This window comes from Pelagibius sp., from assembly GCF_965227505.1.
Classification (GTDB): domain Bacteria; phylum Pseudomonadota; class Alphaproteobacteria; order Kiloniellales; family Kiloniellaceae; genus Pelagibius.
The window spans coordinates 734,928-748,956 of record NZ_OZ245757.1; the positions used below are offsets into that span (position 1 = coordinate 734,928).

Sequence of the window (14,029 nt, forward strand, 5' to 3'; positions counted from 1 at the left end):
GTCAGGTTCTTTCTTCCGGCGCTTCGTTGACGGCGGTCTCGGTCAGCGGCGCAGGCTCCGGCTCGGCGTTCAGGGTCATGAAGACTTTCAGGCCGATGTTGCGCTCGCCGTCGCGGCGGTAGGTCTCGTGGGGATCGCCCGGCGCGCTCACCGGGCGGAACAGGCGGCACCACTCCAGGATCTGCCAGAGCACCCGGCGGCCCTGCAGCGGCGTCGACTCGCCGAAGAACACGGCGCGGAAGTCGCGGGTGCGGTCCAGCGCCGTGTAGCGCTCCCCCAGGGAAGCGCGGCGCAGGTCCTCGAAGAAAGCCTCCGGGTCCGGGTCTCCAAGCGGCTTGGGCCTCCGCCGCAACCAGCCCATTAACCGGGCCCTCCGGTACCGGAAGGACCACCCGCCGCCTGGGCCAGGGCCTGCACGATGCCGCCGGCCTCTCCGGCGCCTGCCGCCGCATCGCCCGACTCAGCGCCGGGCACCAGAGCCCCACCCAACTGCGCCTGCTGACGGCCTTCGCGCAGGCTCTCGACCGCCTCCTTGGGGCGCAACCAGCGCTGCGGCATGCCGAAGATCTCCGGCGTGTCGCGGGCGATGGCATCGCCGTCGAAGTTGTCGAGGATGCCCGGGTCCGCCTGCACGAAGGGGGCCAGCAACTCCACCGAGCGGGCGGCGCCCGCCGCCTCGATCTGGCGGCGCGCCTGCTCGACGGGTGAAGCGAAGTCGAAGACCACTTCGCGCCCCTGCAGGATCTCCGGCGCTTCGGGAAAGGCGCCGGCCCGCAGCAGGATGTTGAAGCTGCGCTCCACCACTTGGCCGATGTAGTCGCTCTCCAGCCGCCCGAAGACCGGACCGATGGTGCGGATGAACTCCTCCTTGCGCTCCAGTACCTCGGTCGCCGTCATGCGCGGCGCGTCGACGGGAAGCTGCAGCACGTTGCGGAAGAAGGCGGCCCAGATCTGGTCGCGGGCATCCTTCTGCATCTCGCGGCCGAGCGGCAGGTTGAAGCCGGTCTGCAGCGGCTCGATGGGAATGCGGCCGAGGTCGCGGGCCGCCTGCATGTCGAAGGTGGTGATGCCGCCGGGAAAGGTCTTGGGCGTGCCGAAGACCGAGTCGTCGCCCACCAGCAGCGGCGGATCGACCGCCTTGTGTCCGGCCACCAGCAGGGTCTTGCCCATCTGCTGCAAGGTGTTGGCATCCGGCAGGGCGATCATCCCAGGCGAGCGGCCGTAGACCTCCCCCGCCGCCGTGTCCCAGCGCGGCACCGCGAAGGGAAACTCGTGATAGCCGCTTTCGCTCACCCGGTGTTCCGACTGCACGTCGATCACCACCGAGGCGAAGGGCAGGCTGGCGTTGTCGCGCCGCCGGCTGTCGCGCCCCCGGCGCGGCATCACCGCCTGCAGGAAGGTGAAGGGCTTGTCCTCGCCGCCGTCCTTCAGGGCCTCGCGCGTGTCCCGGCCCAGCGCCGCTTCGCCGAAACGCTGCGCCGCCTGCCGCGCGGTCAGGCGCAGGGTAACGAAGACCGTGTCGATCTCGCCGTCCGCGTTCTCCCCCAGCACCACGTCCTTCAGATGGAAGGAGCGGAACAGCAGCCGGTTGAGGTCCCGCCCCTCGCCGACGAAGAGCACGCCGGTACCGAAGGTCACCAGGTCGTCGTCCACCTCGCCGGAGCGTTGGATGAAGCGCGCCCGGCGGTCGTAGAGCGCGCGGTAGAGCCGCTCCTCCGCCATCTCCAGCCAGCGCTTCACGGCTTCGTCCTCGCCCAGGTCCTCGTCCCGGGTCTTGATGCGGAACCAGCGCGCGGTCTTCGGCTTCAGCAGCCCGTCGATGGCGGCGGAGAGGCCGCGGCGCGCCAGCATGGGCGTGCCGTCGAAGAGATGATCGCGCCGCCGCTCGCCGGCCAGGTGTTCGGTGGTGAAGTCCGCGCGCCGCGGCAGCATCACCTCGGCCAGTTCCTGCCAGTGGCTTTCCCAGAGGCGGCGCTGGTCCTTCAGGCGCTTGTGACGCGCCAGCAGATCGTCGATTTCGCGGGGCATGGAGGCGTCCTGTCTTGTTGGGGGCCTTGGCTTGTGGCTGGAGGGATATCAGCCGAGCAGTTTCTGCTGCTGCACCTGCGGCTGGTTTGGGTCGCCCAACCCGCTGGTCAGGATGGTGGCGGCCCGGCCGCGGCGCCGCTTGGCCGCCTCCCGCTCCTTCCGCCGCGCCTCATTGATGGCCGGGTCTTCCGGCTTGGGCGGCGGCGGGGGCGGTGGCGGCGGTGCCTTCGGCTTGGAGGGTTTGAAGATGCTGCCCATGGGTTTTCTCCAGATGGCGGTAGAGTTGATAGGGGGTCCAGATCCACCAGCCGCGCAGGCCCAGCATGCGCTTGACCGCTTCGACGCAGGTGAAGAACCAGACCGGATAGGGCTGCGCCTGCGGCGCCGTCGCGCAGTCCAGCACCGTGAAGCCCTGATCCCGGTAGAAGGCGGCTAGGTCGTAGTCCGCTGCGACCTCGGCGCTGATCTCCGTCCCCCGGCTGGCGGGATCGGCGATCAGCCAGGCCCGGCCGTCGTTCAGCGCCACGAAGCAGTGGCGGAAGCCCGGGCGGCCGAACAGCCGCGGCCAGAAGCCCGCGCCCTTGTCGTGAAACACGGCGATGGCCCGCATCGGCAGGTCCTCCGGACGTTCAGGGAGAAGAAGGTTCGGGAAGAGAATGAAGCCCGCAGCTGGCCGCGCGCCTATGGCGTGACCGGCTCTGATATGGCCGCATCGCCTGAGGGATGGCATCGTCACGCTGCCGTCTCGCAGCGGAGAGATAGCAGTCCGTTGGGTGACCGCTGGCCCTGCCCGTACTCCGGCCGGCGCGAGGCGGCACGGGATCCTCGTCTACAAAATGATAGGCTCAGATATGGCCGCTTCGTTGGGGCAGTGCTAGAGTCATGTTGCCGTCTCGCAGCGGAAAAATTGCAGTCCGCTGGGTAACCGCTGATCCTGCGTGTCCTTCGGTCAGCGCGAGGCGGCGCCGCGCGACCGATTCATAGAACATGAAGCTGATCTCCCGACCACGGGCATGCTCGGTCTGGACACTGTGGAACTCTGGAAGCGGATCTCTTGAGGTTCGCTTCGGGCCGTGAGACGCCACATCGTTGCGTCGCTGATTATGAACGGCGCAGCGGATCAGTTGTTCGCTTGGCGCGCCGTATCTTTGAGTGAGAAGAGGAACTCACCCCTTTGGTGCGGCCTGACAATTTCACGGAGCAGAAGCGTTGCGCCAAGGTCTCGGGAAGCTAGAACCGCTCTTTCAAGCTCTTCAACCTGCTCGCGGCGGCTGCCGTACACACTGGCGATGACAGCGTATTCCCGATAGTCGTCCATGCACCAATCGCCGCTTTCCGCCGCAAAGTTCGGGCGCATCCATACGATCATGCTCTGCCCGCCACCACCTTCTTCCCGGCCTTCGTAGTACACCCCTCCCCGCGAAGGGCTGTCCCAGCCGGTGAGCGCAATGCCCGTGGCCCGTTCCAGATGCCCGGCCAGCCGATCGGTCACCGCATCCACACCCTCTTCCCAATCCTGCTCATCTACCTTAATCCCAAATATGTGAGAGTACTTGCTCATTGCTCTCGTCCATCTGTCTTCTGTCTTCATTCGGTCAACGTAGCATCATGAAGGTGCCACGTGACAGCAAAGTCTGGTTGGAGTCGTAGATCATGAAGGTCACGGTACGCTTGCCCACTTTGTCTTTCAGCTCGCCATCGAGGCCGCCGAGTCCGAGCCTATCCAAATCCTGCGACGTCAGTTCTGCTGTTCGCTTTCTGTTGGACCGCAGGGGGATCCCCAGTTCCCTCGCCCTTTGCATCAGCGTCGGGCTGACGAGCGCCAGATCGAAATCGCTCGCTTCAGAAGGCTTGGCGTCGAAGTAAGGCCCCGTATAGTCCTTGCGGACTCCGTGAAAGGACCGGCCCGTCACCGCACTGCCTCTCAGCGCGATCCGCAGGCCGAAATCCGGGGGCGCAGGATGGGATTCAATCTTGGCAAGAAGGATGTCATTCACGGTGCGGCTGAAGGCAGCCGGCACATCAGATCATACTTCAGATAGCTTCGCCACATCCTTCAGCGAATAGGCGACCTCACGTCTCTGGCCTGACCGGTGGACCGTGCGCTCAAGAAGCGTTGCGCCAAGCTCGTGGGAGCCGAGAATGGCCCTTTGGAGGTCCTCAACTTGCTCCTGGCGGTTGCCAAAAAGGCCAACGATGACGGCGTGTGTCCTATAGTCGTCCATGCACCAGTCACCGCTCTCCGGCGCGAAGTTGGGGCGCATCCATACTTGGATTTCCTGGCCGTCATCGCGCTTCTCCCGGCCTTCATAGTACACCCCACCCCGCGACGGGCTGTCCCAGCCGGTGAGGGTAATACCGGTGGCCCGTTCCAGATGCTCGGCCAGCCGATCGGTCACGGCCTCCAGACTTTCTTCCCAGGCGGCCTCATCAACCTCGATACCGAACTCGCCTGCATACCAAAGCTTGGCTCTCATCAATCTCATCCTGTCTGTACGGTGTCATCGTAGCATCATGACGGTGCCACGCGACAGCAAAGTCCGATTGGAGTCGTAGATCATGAAGGTCACGATACGCTTGTCCACTTTGTCTTTCAGATCGTCGTCCAGACCGCCAAGTCCGAGGTCCTGCAAATCCTTGGACGTCAGTTCTGCTGTTCGCTTTCCGTTGGACCGCAGGGGGATTCCCAGTTCCCTGGCCTTTTGCATCAGCGTCGGACTGACGAGCGCCAGATCGAAATCGCTCGCTTCAGAAGGCTTGGCGTCGAAGTAAGGCCCCGTATAGTCCTTGCGGACTGTGTGAAAGGACCGGCCCGTCACCGCACTGCCTCTCAGCGCAATCCGCACGTCCGGCGCCACACCGCGAATCCTGTTGAAAGTGATCGTCGCAAAGGTTCGCATGTGATCGGCGGAGCGGAACCCCAGGGGAACGCCCCGCTCCCAGACGCGCGTCGCGACCACCTCGCCCTTGCCGACGTAAAGCTGGGTTCCCACGGCGTCGAACTTTTGCAGTCTGGCCTTATCCCTTGCGGGCTTGATCACCGTCATCTCCGAGAGCGGCAAGGTGAAACGCTCCTTCGGCCCGTCCCGGCTCTTGCCCGCCCCGCCACTCCCGCTGCCAAGGACACTCCCGGGTCCCCCGCCGCTACTGCGCCCTCCGCTGCCGCCGGCTGACGCCATGGCCAGCACCTGGGGCTTGACCTCCAGGCGGCGGCCGAAGGTGAGCAGCAGGTTGGCGAGCTTCACCGCGCCCTTGCCGAGGCGCAGCAGGTCACCGAAGACCGGCACCGCCCCGACGGCGTTGAGCAGCGACTCGCCGCCCTTCAGCAGCGCCTCTTCCCAGTCGCCGTTCTGCATCGCCGTGCTGGCGGCCTCGAAGGCGAGGTAGGCCTCGCGGGCCGAGATCGCGTGACCCGTGCCCGGCAGGAACTCCGCCAGCAGCCGCGCGCGCTGCTGCCATTGCGGATCGTCCGGGTCGCGCCCGGCATCCAGCACGGCGAGGAAACCCTCGGCGAGGTCGTCCAGGCTGCGCGGATCGATCCGCCGCCGCGCATCCGCCGCCGCCGCCTCGGGATCGAATACGAAGACGGCGCCGTCCTCTCCCTCCTCCAAGCGGTAGAAGCCGCTGGGGTCGTAAGCCTCGGTCGGGATGTCGAAGTCGTCGGGCGGAAGGAAGGGCTCGAAGGCCTCCTCGATCTCCGCCTGACCGGTGACCGTCTCGGCGCCCTGCCCGCTCAGGATGTCCTGGTCAGGTGCTTCCGGCGGCAGGTCTTCCGGCACCGGGACTGCCGGCGCGTTCGGATCGGGGTTGGGGGTGACGAGGACGAGGCCGGTGTTGCGCCGATTGCGTACCCAGAAGACATCCGCGGGCGCCAGGCCCTCGGCCTGCCATTTGCGGCGCGCTTCCTCGGCCACCGCAGCGATGCGCCCGGTCTTAATGTAGTGCGGGCCGTACCTTCGCGGCACGGTGAAGCTGTCGTAGACGTGGTCGAAGCGCCAGATGGCCTCGAAGAGCCCGCGGCGCACCGCGCCCTCGGGGTCGGAACCTTCGCGGTAAAACTGCCGTGCGAGACGCTTGCCCCATTCCTCCCGGTCTCCGGGCTGGCCGATCAACTGCCCCGCCGCCTTAGCCAGCTTCTGGCTGCGGCGGTAGAGGCGCTTGTGCTCCCGGTCATGTTTCCAGGGCTCCACCGCCTCGCCGTTGGCTTCGATGAAGTCGACTTCAAGCGCCCAGCCGCGCGCGTCGCGCACCGGCGCCGCCCCAAAGACCAGCGCCCGGGCCATCGCGTCTTCCTTGACCCGCTGCTCCTCGGGCCCCAGCGGCGCGACGGCACGCAGGTCGAAGATCGAGGGACGGCGGCGCTCCGGCGGTGCAGGCGCAGCAGAAGGCAGGCCGCCGGCGCCCGCACCGGCAGCCTCCGGGGAGGCGTCGTCTGTCATGGAAAACTCCGTTCGGAAAGGCGGCGGCCCGGCAGGACGTCAGGCCCCCGGGGTCATGGCAGGCCGCGCCCAAACTTCGCCGCAATCCCCACGCATGTTTCGGATGAACACGGGGGAGACATGGAAAATGAAGTGTTCGGCGGTCTTCTGTTCAGTCGCGCTGTGGCTGTTCGTCGCTTCGCCCACAATGGCTGGCGGTGGGGAGCCCTTCGAACCCTTCGACCCTGAGCCGATCATCTCTGCCTGTTGGGAAGAATCGTCAGACTTACGGGCCGCCGGTTCCGCGGCTGCCTACGGCGAAGGGCTCGACATCACGCAGGCTTGTATGGAGCAGGCTGTCCTTACACAAATCGATGCCTGGCTGCTCCCGGAATTCACCCAGAATGCTGCGGCCCACCTGAAGGCCATGGAAGACCTTCACGGAGAACTCTACTTTCGGATCTACTCCCTCAATCGATACTGCTCGCAGTCGTGCGGACTTCTTCCAGGGATGCGCTACATCGAGAGCTACATCAGATTCCTTGAGACGATCCTCAGAGACGTCGCTGCGGAGAAGAGGTTTCGCTATTGCTAAGGCGCGGTCGGCCCAATCCTGAAGGATTCCGCCCGCGGAAACCATCCGGGATTGGCGCCTGCATTGGGTAGTGTCCTAACTTCGCCACATTCCCATGCATCCTTTGACTTAGTAAAGGGGAGACAAGGAATATGAAGCGTTCGGCGGTCTTCTGTTCGGCCCTGATGTGGCTGACTATTCCGTCACCCGCAATGGCCGGCGGAGGGGAGCCCTTTGAGCCAATCGATGCTCAGGCCATGATCGATGCCTGCTGGGCACAGAGCTATGAGCTTCGCGCGGGCTCCACCGCTGACGCACGAGAGGGAATACTCCGCAGCGTCCTTTGCCTCGAGGAACGGATCCTCGACCAGTTCGAGGTTCTCTTCTCGCCAGACGTTCTGACAAGGGAGGAAGCTGCAAAGCAGCTCGATACAATCCGCATGAGCTATGGCGGCCTATACTGGAAACTGTACAACGAACATCAAGGCTGTCTCTTCTGCGGTACGCAATATCACACTTCGCACGTTAGCGCGCTTGCCCGCCTGATGGAGCAAACTCTCCGCGCAGCGGCTGACCAACGCAACCGCTACAAACTCTGAACGAAGAAGGTCGGAAACAAGTTATGGACTTGGCGGCTTGATCCGAAAGGACTCGGCCCGCGTGATCCAACCGGGATTTCCGGAGTAATTGGGCAGCGCCTTCATGTAAGCGATACGCTTATCGACAATGAGATCATTCACCTCGGTGATCTTTCCCGCCTTCACCGCTTGTTCAACAACCTTGCGTGTTCCCGATCCGACGATTCCGTCGTATTCGAGCTTTCCTTTGATTGCGCTTCTCAGGTCCGTTCCGAGCGTTTCATCGAGCGCTTCCTGAAGCCACTTCCCGGGGTTGTCGATTCCATGCTGTACACCAGCGTCAAACATCTGTTCAACAAGTTGTGGGGCGTCCGCCAAGAGGCCCGTAACCTGTGCCAGCCTCCAGATCTGCGGTCGGTCAAAGTTCTCTGTACGGTAGATGGCATCGATCTGCGCATCAGAGAGACTTCGTGGATCGGACGGCAGGTTACGATACCTGGGCAGCTTTCTAAGCTCGTCTAGAAAACCCTTCGATATTCCTTTGTTGGTGACGCCTCCCGGATCCACGCTGAGCGGCCTGTCGGCGACACCGCCTTCCCATATCGCAAGGTTTTGACGGTAGGTTTTGAAGAGGGCATCCGCGGTGATTGGAGACTACCCGGTTTGTTGCTGAGGGTTGGCCTGCGTAAGCTGTGGCATCGCACTGGACCCGATCTTGGCCTCGCCGGTGACGGTTTCGGCGCCCTGCCCGCCCAGGATGTCCTGCTCAGTTGCTTTCGGCGCCAACTCGTCCGGCACCGGGACTGCCGGCGCTTTCGGATCGGGGTTGGGGGTGACGAGGACGAGGCCGGTGTTGCGCCGATTGCGTACCCAGAACACATCCGCGGGCGCCAGGCCCTCGGCCTGCCATTTGCGGCGCGCCTCCTCCGCCACCGCGGCGATGCGCCCGGTCTTAATGTTGTGGGGGCCGTAGCGCCGCGGCACGGTGAAGCTGTCGTAGACGTGGTCGAAGCGCCAGATGGCCTCGAAGAGCCCATGGCGCACCGCCCCCTCGGGGTCGGAGCCCTCGCGGTAAAACTGCCGTGCGAGACGCTTGCCCCATTCCTCCCGGTCTCCCGGCTGGCCGATGAGCTGTCCCGCTGCCTTGGCCAGCTTCTGGCTGCGGCGGTAAAGGCGCTTGTGCTCCCGGTCGTGTTTCCAGGGCTCGACCGCCTCGCCGTTGGCCTCGATGAAATCCACCTCCAGGGCCCAGCCGCGCCCGTCGCGCACCGGCGCGGCACCAAACTCCAGCGCGCGAGCCATGGCGTCCTCCTTGGCCCGCTGTTCCTCCGGCCCCAGCGGCGCGACGGCGCGCAGGTCGAAGATCGAGGGACGGCGGCGCTCCGACGGAGCTGGCGCAGCAGAGGACGGGCCGCCAGCCACATCGCCAGCAGCCTCCGGGGAGGCGTCGTCTGTCATGGAAAACTCCGTTCGGAAAGGCGGCGGCCCGGTAGGCAGTCAGGCCCGCGGGGTCACTGTGTCACCGGCGGGGTGGCCCGGTGCCGTTCGGCAGGGAGGGAGGCAGGACCGAACGTGGGGATGCACCGGGCCGTTGCCGCCGCGGCAAGGTCGATCGCCACCATGTGCAGGTGTCACCTGGCGGCCGGCGAAGAGACGCTGCTAGAGCTTGATCTGATAGGCGGGAACGTAGAAGGGCGGCATGTTCTCGTGCGCTTCACCCGTGCCCGAACTGGTCGTGGTGAAGGTCTGATTGCCTGCGTTGCCGAGATCGTTGCCCCAGCCCGCACTGCCGCCTTGGTCGGAGCCGAACTTCCTTCCCTTGGTGATGCTGTGATCGTGTGGCCCGTTCTGCGCCGCAGTCAAGGCAACCGTTTCGGCACCGCCGGTATCCCCGGCCTCACGCGCGGTCAGACCCGCCGCCGCGCCTGCACCAACGCCCACACGGCCGTTCCGGTTGGGAAGAGTGATTGCCTTGTTCGCCGCCCAGTCTGCTTCCGCCGAGGCGCCGCGGCCGCCGACAACCGGATTTCTTGTGTCGTCGTAATTGTTCCAGATGAACAGAAACAAGGCCTCGTTGTCGGCGCTTGCCTGCGTGGCTGAGGAGCCCGCCGACCCGATCGTATCGCCGTTTGCCAGCAGCCAGCCCGGATCGGCCGACTTCCGCATGGTCTCCCTGAAGTCACCGGTGCGGAAAATGGCTTCCGAGTTCTGGTTGTTGAGTCCGGTGATCATCCCGTCTTTGAGCAGCACACCCTCGATGGTCACCCCGGCGTCCAGGGTGCTCTCGATGATGGTGTCCGCTTTCACGGTCTTGCCGCCGAAGTCCGCGCCTGCCACAACGGCAAGCACGCGACGAAATGCATCGTCAATCTGTTCCACTTTCATACAGCCACCAATGTCGACAGACATCACGGTTATGTTGTCGGCCGGGTTGGTGGAGAAATCACCGATGTTGGCATCGGACATTATGCTGAACCTCCAATGAGAAACACGAAAAGAGCACGGCCCCGTCGGGCGTGACAGCCAGACGGGGCCGCGGGCGGGTGCGCCTCTTCCATCGCCGTCGGCAGGCGCGTCACCGACGGCGCAAACGCGCGTTCCCCTCAGCCTTCGCAGGCGAAGTGCGGGCGGGCGCGCTTTCCTTGAAAATCGAAACCGCGATGACGGCCGGTGGGCCCGGTGCCGTTCGGCAGGGAGGTGAGGCAGGACCGAACGTGGGGAGTGCACCGGGCCGTTGCCGCCGCGGCAAAAGAGAGACTCAGGGAGGCGTCACCAATCATGGACGGTGTAGGCGGTTTCGCTGCGCTCGGCCTGGCTGCGCCGATCGCGGCGCACGGGCTCGGCGAAGGTCAGCGCCAGCGCGTCGCCGGCATCGGGCGAGAGTCCGAGGCGCGCCTTGATCCTGTCCTTGGCCTCCAGCAGCAGCTGCTGGTTGCTGTTGATTTGAAAGCCCGGCGCGCAGAGGTGGCTGTGCAGCAGCGGGTCGTCGGGCAGTTCCGCGCCGCCGGCGTCGGCCAGCCAGTCGCGCAGCGCGCCCCAGATCTCCGCGCGCTTGTTGGCGTACTGGCGCGCGTCCTGGGCACGGGCGCCGAAACTCACGCCCGTCACCCGGCGACGGTAGCCCAGCTCCGCCAGGCGGTCGTAGACCGCGGCCCCGAAGGAGCCCATGTCGATGAAGGCGCGCTCGGGCTGCAGGCGCTCGATCTCCCGCGCGATGAGGCCGGCCAGTTCCATGGTGTCGCCGCAGTCGACGGCGCGGTTGATGTGCCGCCCGGCGGCCCGCCCCTGGCGGTCGATGAGGTGGGAGCGGTCGCCTCCGCCCCGTGCCACGTCGATGCCCAGCACCAGGGGCGCGTGGTCCTGGTCGCCGGCCTCGTGGCCCTGCGCGCGCACCACCAGTTCGGGGCGGATGAGAGAGGTCTGGCCGCTCACCTGGAAAGCCTCCTGTGCGGTTGCCGGGTACTCCTGCTTGAAGCGCCAGGTCAGTGCGTCTGTACCCTCGCCGCTGGCCGCAGCCAGCTCGGCGTTCTTGGCCCAGGCCCAGTAGAGTTGGGGCCGGGTCAGGCGGTGCACGGCGCCATAGGTGCGGAAGGACTCCGGCGGCCGCCAGCCGCGCGGCGCCGGTTTGCGGTAGCCGTCGTGCAGGAACCAGGGAATGAAGATCGCCTGATAGTCCCCCTCCCCCGCACCGCCGCCTGCCAGAGATTGTAGAACAGGCCGCCGACGCCGTTGGCGGTGGACTCCAGGATGATCTCGGTGCCTGTGCTCTGGGGCACCGCCTGCAGGGCGCCGGCGGCATGCTCCTCGGCGTTGGCCCAATGGGCCACCTCGGAGCCGTGGAAGAACTGGATGGTGTCGGAGCGCCCGACGCCGGAGGCCTTGGCGGTTCCGACCTGATAGCCCGAGTCCAGCAGGCCGAAGGTCAGCTCCTTGGCGTTGCTCGCCTTGGTCAGCGGTTTCACCGGCGGCGGGCAGCAGTCGTGGAATCTTTTGGCCATGGCAAAGAGGTTTGCCGTCGCCTGGTCGCGGTGAGTCAGAATAAAGGCGCGCAGGCCGCGCCCGTGGGTGACCTTCCAGTAGAAACGCGCGCCAACATAGGTGGAGACGCCGGGCTGCCGCGCCTTCAGGATCAGCGCCCGCACCCGGCCCGTTGCCGCCCTCTGTGCCTCCACCTTTTCGTGAATCTGTTTTTGCACCTTGTTGAGGCGCAGCGGCTCCAGGCTGCCGGCCTTGGTGCGGATGGTCAGGCAGCGCGCGGCATAGTGCGGCAGGTCGTCCTTCAGGCGCTGTCGGATCCTGCGTTCGCGCGCGGGCGCGCTCATGCCAGGTCCTGCAACGCGTCCTCGTGGCGCAGGGTTACTTCACCGCCGTGCTCCACTGTCTGCAGACGCGGATGCAGGTAGGGCGCCGCCTTCTCCGCCGCCCACTTGCGGTCCGCCAGGCTGGCTTCGGGGTCGCGCAGCACCGACAGCATGAACTCGAGCGGCGTCGCAGGGGCCGCGGGCGGAGCCTCTGCAGGCATATCGGTGCTGTCGCCGCGCGCCTCGGCCTCCGGCGCATCCTTTGCGGTTTGCGCAAGTCCGGGCGCCACGGTGCTGCGCTTTGGCATCGCGGGGAGTTCCGGGAAGTTGTCACAGGGGAATTGCAGGGACCGTCGAGACTGCTTGGAACGCCGCATTTTTCCAGGCCTCGGCGCCGTTCGCAATTCGTGGACCCTACTCAGACAAGATGCCAAAACTGTGCAGGCTGTGCAACATAAAAAATTGCGTCAATCGCAATTTCTTTGAGCAGCTGCGAAACCGGAACTGGGTGCCCCGCCGGGCAGCGCGCCGGGCACCGGCCAGGCACAGGACGACAAAGGCCGCCTTTCCTAGCCGCTTTCCTAAAGTTCGCGCGGGCGGCTCATGATTGTCCGGGCTGTCGTTTCGGGGCGGCGACTCTAGAGGGAGGGCGTCTACGGGGGCGTCGGCCCCTCGACGAAGGCGCTGCGTCGCGGGCGCAGGATAGAGACTTCCTCGATGCTGGTCTGGCCGACCACAAACTCGAAGAACACCGGCGCATAGCTGTAAGTGGCCCTGACGATGACGACGCCCTCGCCCGGGGCACCCATGTTCTGGGCCAGGGTAAGTGCATTGGGAACAGTTCCGCCGTTCTTGCTTTCCTGCCAGTCCATCACGGGCGCGCCGGTGTCCTCGTCGAAGCGGACCGCGCTGATGCCGACTGCCAGGGGCGCTGACGGGAAGGGTTCGACAATGAGCTCTGCGGCACGAAGAATGTCGGTGATCTGGCCGTTTGTGACGCTGCGCTGCTGGGTGATCAGATCCGCCGTCGTCTGGGCGGCGGCGACCACCTTTCTGTCGAGACGCAGCAGGTTTGTGATCTCGACAACCCCGATCAAAAGCAGAAGCAGTATCGGCAGCAGAGCGGCAAACTCCACTGTCGCGTTGCCGCTCTTGTCAGCGGTGAGTCTGCGCGCCAGCCTCAGCATCAGTTCACGTCGTAAGGTTCGTTTTGGAACGCGACGGTCGAGATGATCAGGTTACCCGCCTGACCGCCCGGAAGCGCCTCTTCGATCAACGGCGTGATGAACTCCCAGCGGTAGATGGCGCGAACCACGGTGACAGCACCGCTGCCGCCGGGCGTGAAGCCGTTGTTGATGATCTCGCCGTCCTGATCGATCTCGATCGGCATGGAAACGGACCCGAAGTCGGAGAAGGTGCGGACATTGAACAGCACCTCCGTGCAGTCGATGATGTTGTAGAGCGAGTCGCAGAGCTTGGTTCGGAATGCCGTCACGGGGTCTGCATCGCTCTGTATCTGGCCGGTGCGAATCGCGCGCGCCGCTTCCTTTGTCGCGCCCTCGATCACGCTGCCGGTGAAGAACATCACGGAAATCTCAATCAATCCCGTCAAGAGCAGTATGAAAGGCGGTGCAACAAAGGCGAACTCGATCACCGCGCTGCCGCGTTCGTCACGCAGCAGCCCGGCAGCGCATGCAGCGCGCTTCAACAGGGCGCGGCCATAGCTTCGGCCCCGGCGGCCCGTTCCGGGCCGACCCCCTTGATCAACCTTTGCTTTCGTAAGCATCGCAGTCCTCTCAAAGGAGGCACGCAAACGCTCTTGCGCCTGCGAGTCCTGATCCTCCTGAATAGCGATTCGACTGCGTTCCGCTTAACAAACCCTTAAGCGAAGTGCGCCGCCGGCAGTGCCCCCGGTCCGGGCGTTCCCCGCGCGGCCGCGCTCATGAAGTCGGCAATTTAAGCGAATTAATTTGTCTATTTTTTTTATTGGGTTATGCGCCTTCTCTCTCATGATACCGCAGAAGAAAGCAGATCGGATTTAGCGCAATTTCGAACCGATTCTTCGGGCGCCGGCGTAGGCGCCTGGGCGTGCCCCCGGCGACTGCTCCCTTGTCTCTTCCCCGAAAGACC

17 protein-coding genes are annotated in these 14,029 nt (G+C 65.2%); 2 read left to right on the forward strand and 15 right to left on the reverse strand.

Annotation, left to right across the window (positions count from 1 at the left end):
* Position 1: 1 nt before the first annotated feature.
* The 7 genes from ACO06P_RS03515 to ACO06P_RS03545 form a co-directional block, all read right to left on the reverse strand.
* A complete protein-coding gene (locus ACO06P_RS03515) occupies positions 2–361 on the reverse strand; it encodes a hypothetical protein (protein WP_420348624.1) in 360 nt (119 codons plus the stop codon).
* Positions 361–2,028, reverse strand: coding sequence for a portal protein (locus ACO06P_RS03520; RefSeq protein ID WP_420348625.1), 1,668 nt, complete (start codon positions 2,026–2,028; stop codon positions 361–363). Before ACO06P_RS03520 ends, ACO06P_RS03515 begins: the two co-directional genes overlap by 1 nt.
* A 169-nt stretch (positions 2,029–2,197) precedes the next feature.
* Complete coding sequence (locus tag ACO06P_RS03525) at positions 2,198–2,638, reverse strand: hypothetical protein (RefSeq protein WP_420348626.1); 441 nt, start codon at positions 2,636–2,638, stop codon at positions 2,198–2,200.
* Between the two features lie 510 nt (positions 2,639–3,148).
* Complete coding sequence (locus ACO06P_RS03530; RefSeq protein WP_420348627.1) at positions 3,149–3,589, reverse strand: hypothetical protein; 441 nt, start codon at positions 3,587–3,589, stop codon at positions 3,149–3,151.
* A gap of 34 nt (positions 3,590–3,623) precedes the next feature.
* On the reverse strand, positions 3,624–4,049 hold the full coding sequence (locus ACO06P_RS03535) for a hypothetical protein (RefSeq protein ID WP_420348628.1): 426 nt from the start codon (positions 4,047–4,049) through the stop codon (positions 3,624–3,626).
* A 6-nt stretch (positions 4,050–4,055) separates the two neighbouring features.
* The gene (locus ACO06P_RS03540) at positions 4,056–4,505 is read right to left on the reverse strand and encodes a hypothetical protein (RefSeq protein WP_420348629.1); all 450 of its coding nucleotides are present in this window, start codon (positions 4,503–4,505) and stop codon (positions 4,056–4,058) included.
* 24 nt (positions 4,506–4,529) lie between these two features.
* Positions 4,530–6,467, reverse strand: a complete 1,938-nt coding sequence (locus ACO06P_RS03545) for a hypothetical protein (RefSeq protein ID WP_420348630.1) — start codon at positions 6,465–6,467, stop codon at positions 4,530–4,532.
* On the opposite strand from ACO06P_RS03545, the gene ACO06P_RS03550 reads away from it, so the two are divergent.
* Positions 6,466–7,041, forward strand: a complete 576-nt coding sequence (locus tag ACO06P_RS03550) for a hypothetical protein (protein WP_420348631.1) — start codon at positions 6,466–6,468, stop codon at positions 7,039–7,041. The two genes, ACO06P_RS03545 and ACO06P_RS03550, sit on opposite strands and share 2 nt — an antisense overlap.
* A 131-nt stretch (positions 7,042–7,172) precedes the next feature.
* Positions 7,173–7,619 (forward strand): hypothetical protein, encoded by a 447-nt coding sequence (locus tag ACO06P_RS03555; protein WP_420348632.1) that lies wholly within the window; start codon positions 7,173–7,175, stop codon positions 7,617–7,619.
* 21 nt (positions 7,620–7,640) lie between these two features.
* Here ACO06P_RS03555 and ACO06P_RS03560 read toward each other — a convergent pair whose 3' ends face one another.
* From ACO06P_RS03560 to ACO06P_RS03595, 8 genes are all read right to left on the reverse strand, one after another.
* Positions 7,641–8,165 (reverse strand): glycosyl hydrolase 108 family protein, encoded by a 525-nt coding sequence (locus ACO06P_RS03560; protein ID WP_421938169.1) that lies wholly within the window; start codon positions 8,163–8,165, stop codon positions 7,641–7,643.
* 87 nt (positions 8,166–8,252) lie between these two features.
* Entirely contained in the window at positions 8,253–9,056 is an 804-nt protein-coding gene (locus ACO06P_RS03565) for a hypothetical protein (protein ID WP_420348633.1), read from the reverse strand.
* Between the two features lie 201 nt (positions 9,057–9,257).
* Entirely contained in the window at positions 9,258–10,064 is an 807-nt protein-coding gene (locus ACO06P_RS03570; protein WP_420348634.1) for a hypothetical protein, read from the reverse strand.
* Between the two features lie 303 nt (positions 10,065–10,367).
* Positions 10,368–11,171 (reverse strand): hypothetical protein, encoded by an 804-nt coding sequence (locus tag ACO06P_RS03575; RefSeq protein ID WP_420348635.1) that lies wholly within the window; start codon positions 11,169–11,171, stop codon positions 10,368–10,370.
* Positions 11,159–11,920, reverse strand: a complete 762-nt coding sequence (locus tag ACO06P_RS03580; protein ID WP_420348636.1) for a hypothetical protein — start codon at positions 11,918–11,920, stop codon at positions 11,159–11,161. Before ACO06P_RS03580 ends, ACO06P_RS03575 begins: the two co-directional genes overlap by 13 nt.
* Complete coding sequence (locus ACO06P_RS03585) at positions 11,917–12,207, reverse strand: hypothetical protein (protein WP_420348637.1); 291 nt, start codon at positions 12,205–12,207, stop codon at positions 11,917–11,919. The genes ACO06P_RS03580 and ACO06P_RS03585 overlap by 4 nt, the downstream gene beginning before the upstream one ends.
* A 345-nt stretch (positions 12,208–12,552) precedes the next feature.
* Positions 12,553–13,086, reverse strand: coding sequence for a TadE/TadG family type IV pilus assembly protein (locus ACO06P_RS03590; protein WP_420348638.1), 534 nt, complete (start codon positions 13,084–13,086; stop codon positions 12,553–12,555).
* Entirely contained in the window at positions 13,086–13,607 is a 522-nt protein-coding gene (locus ACO06P_RS03595) for a TadE/TadG family type IV pilus assembly protein (RefSeq protein WP_420348639.1), read from the reverse strand. The genes ACO06P_RS03590 and ACO06P_RS03595 overlap by 1 nt, the downstream gene beginning before the upstream one ends.
* Positions 13,608–14,029 lie beyond the last annotated feature (422 nt).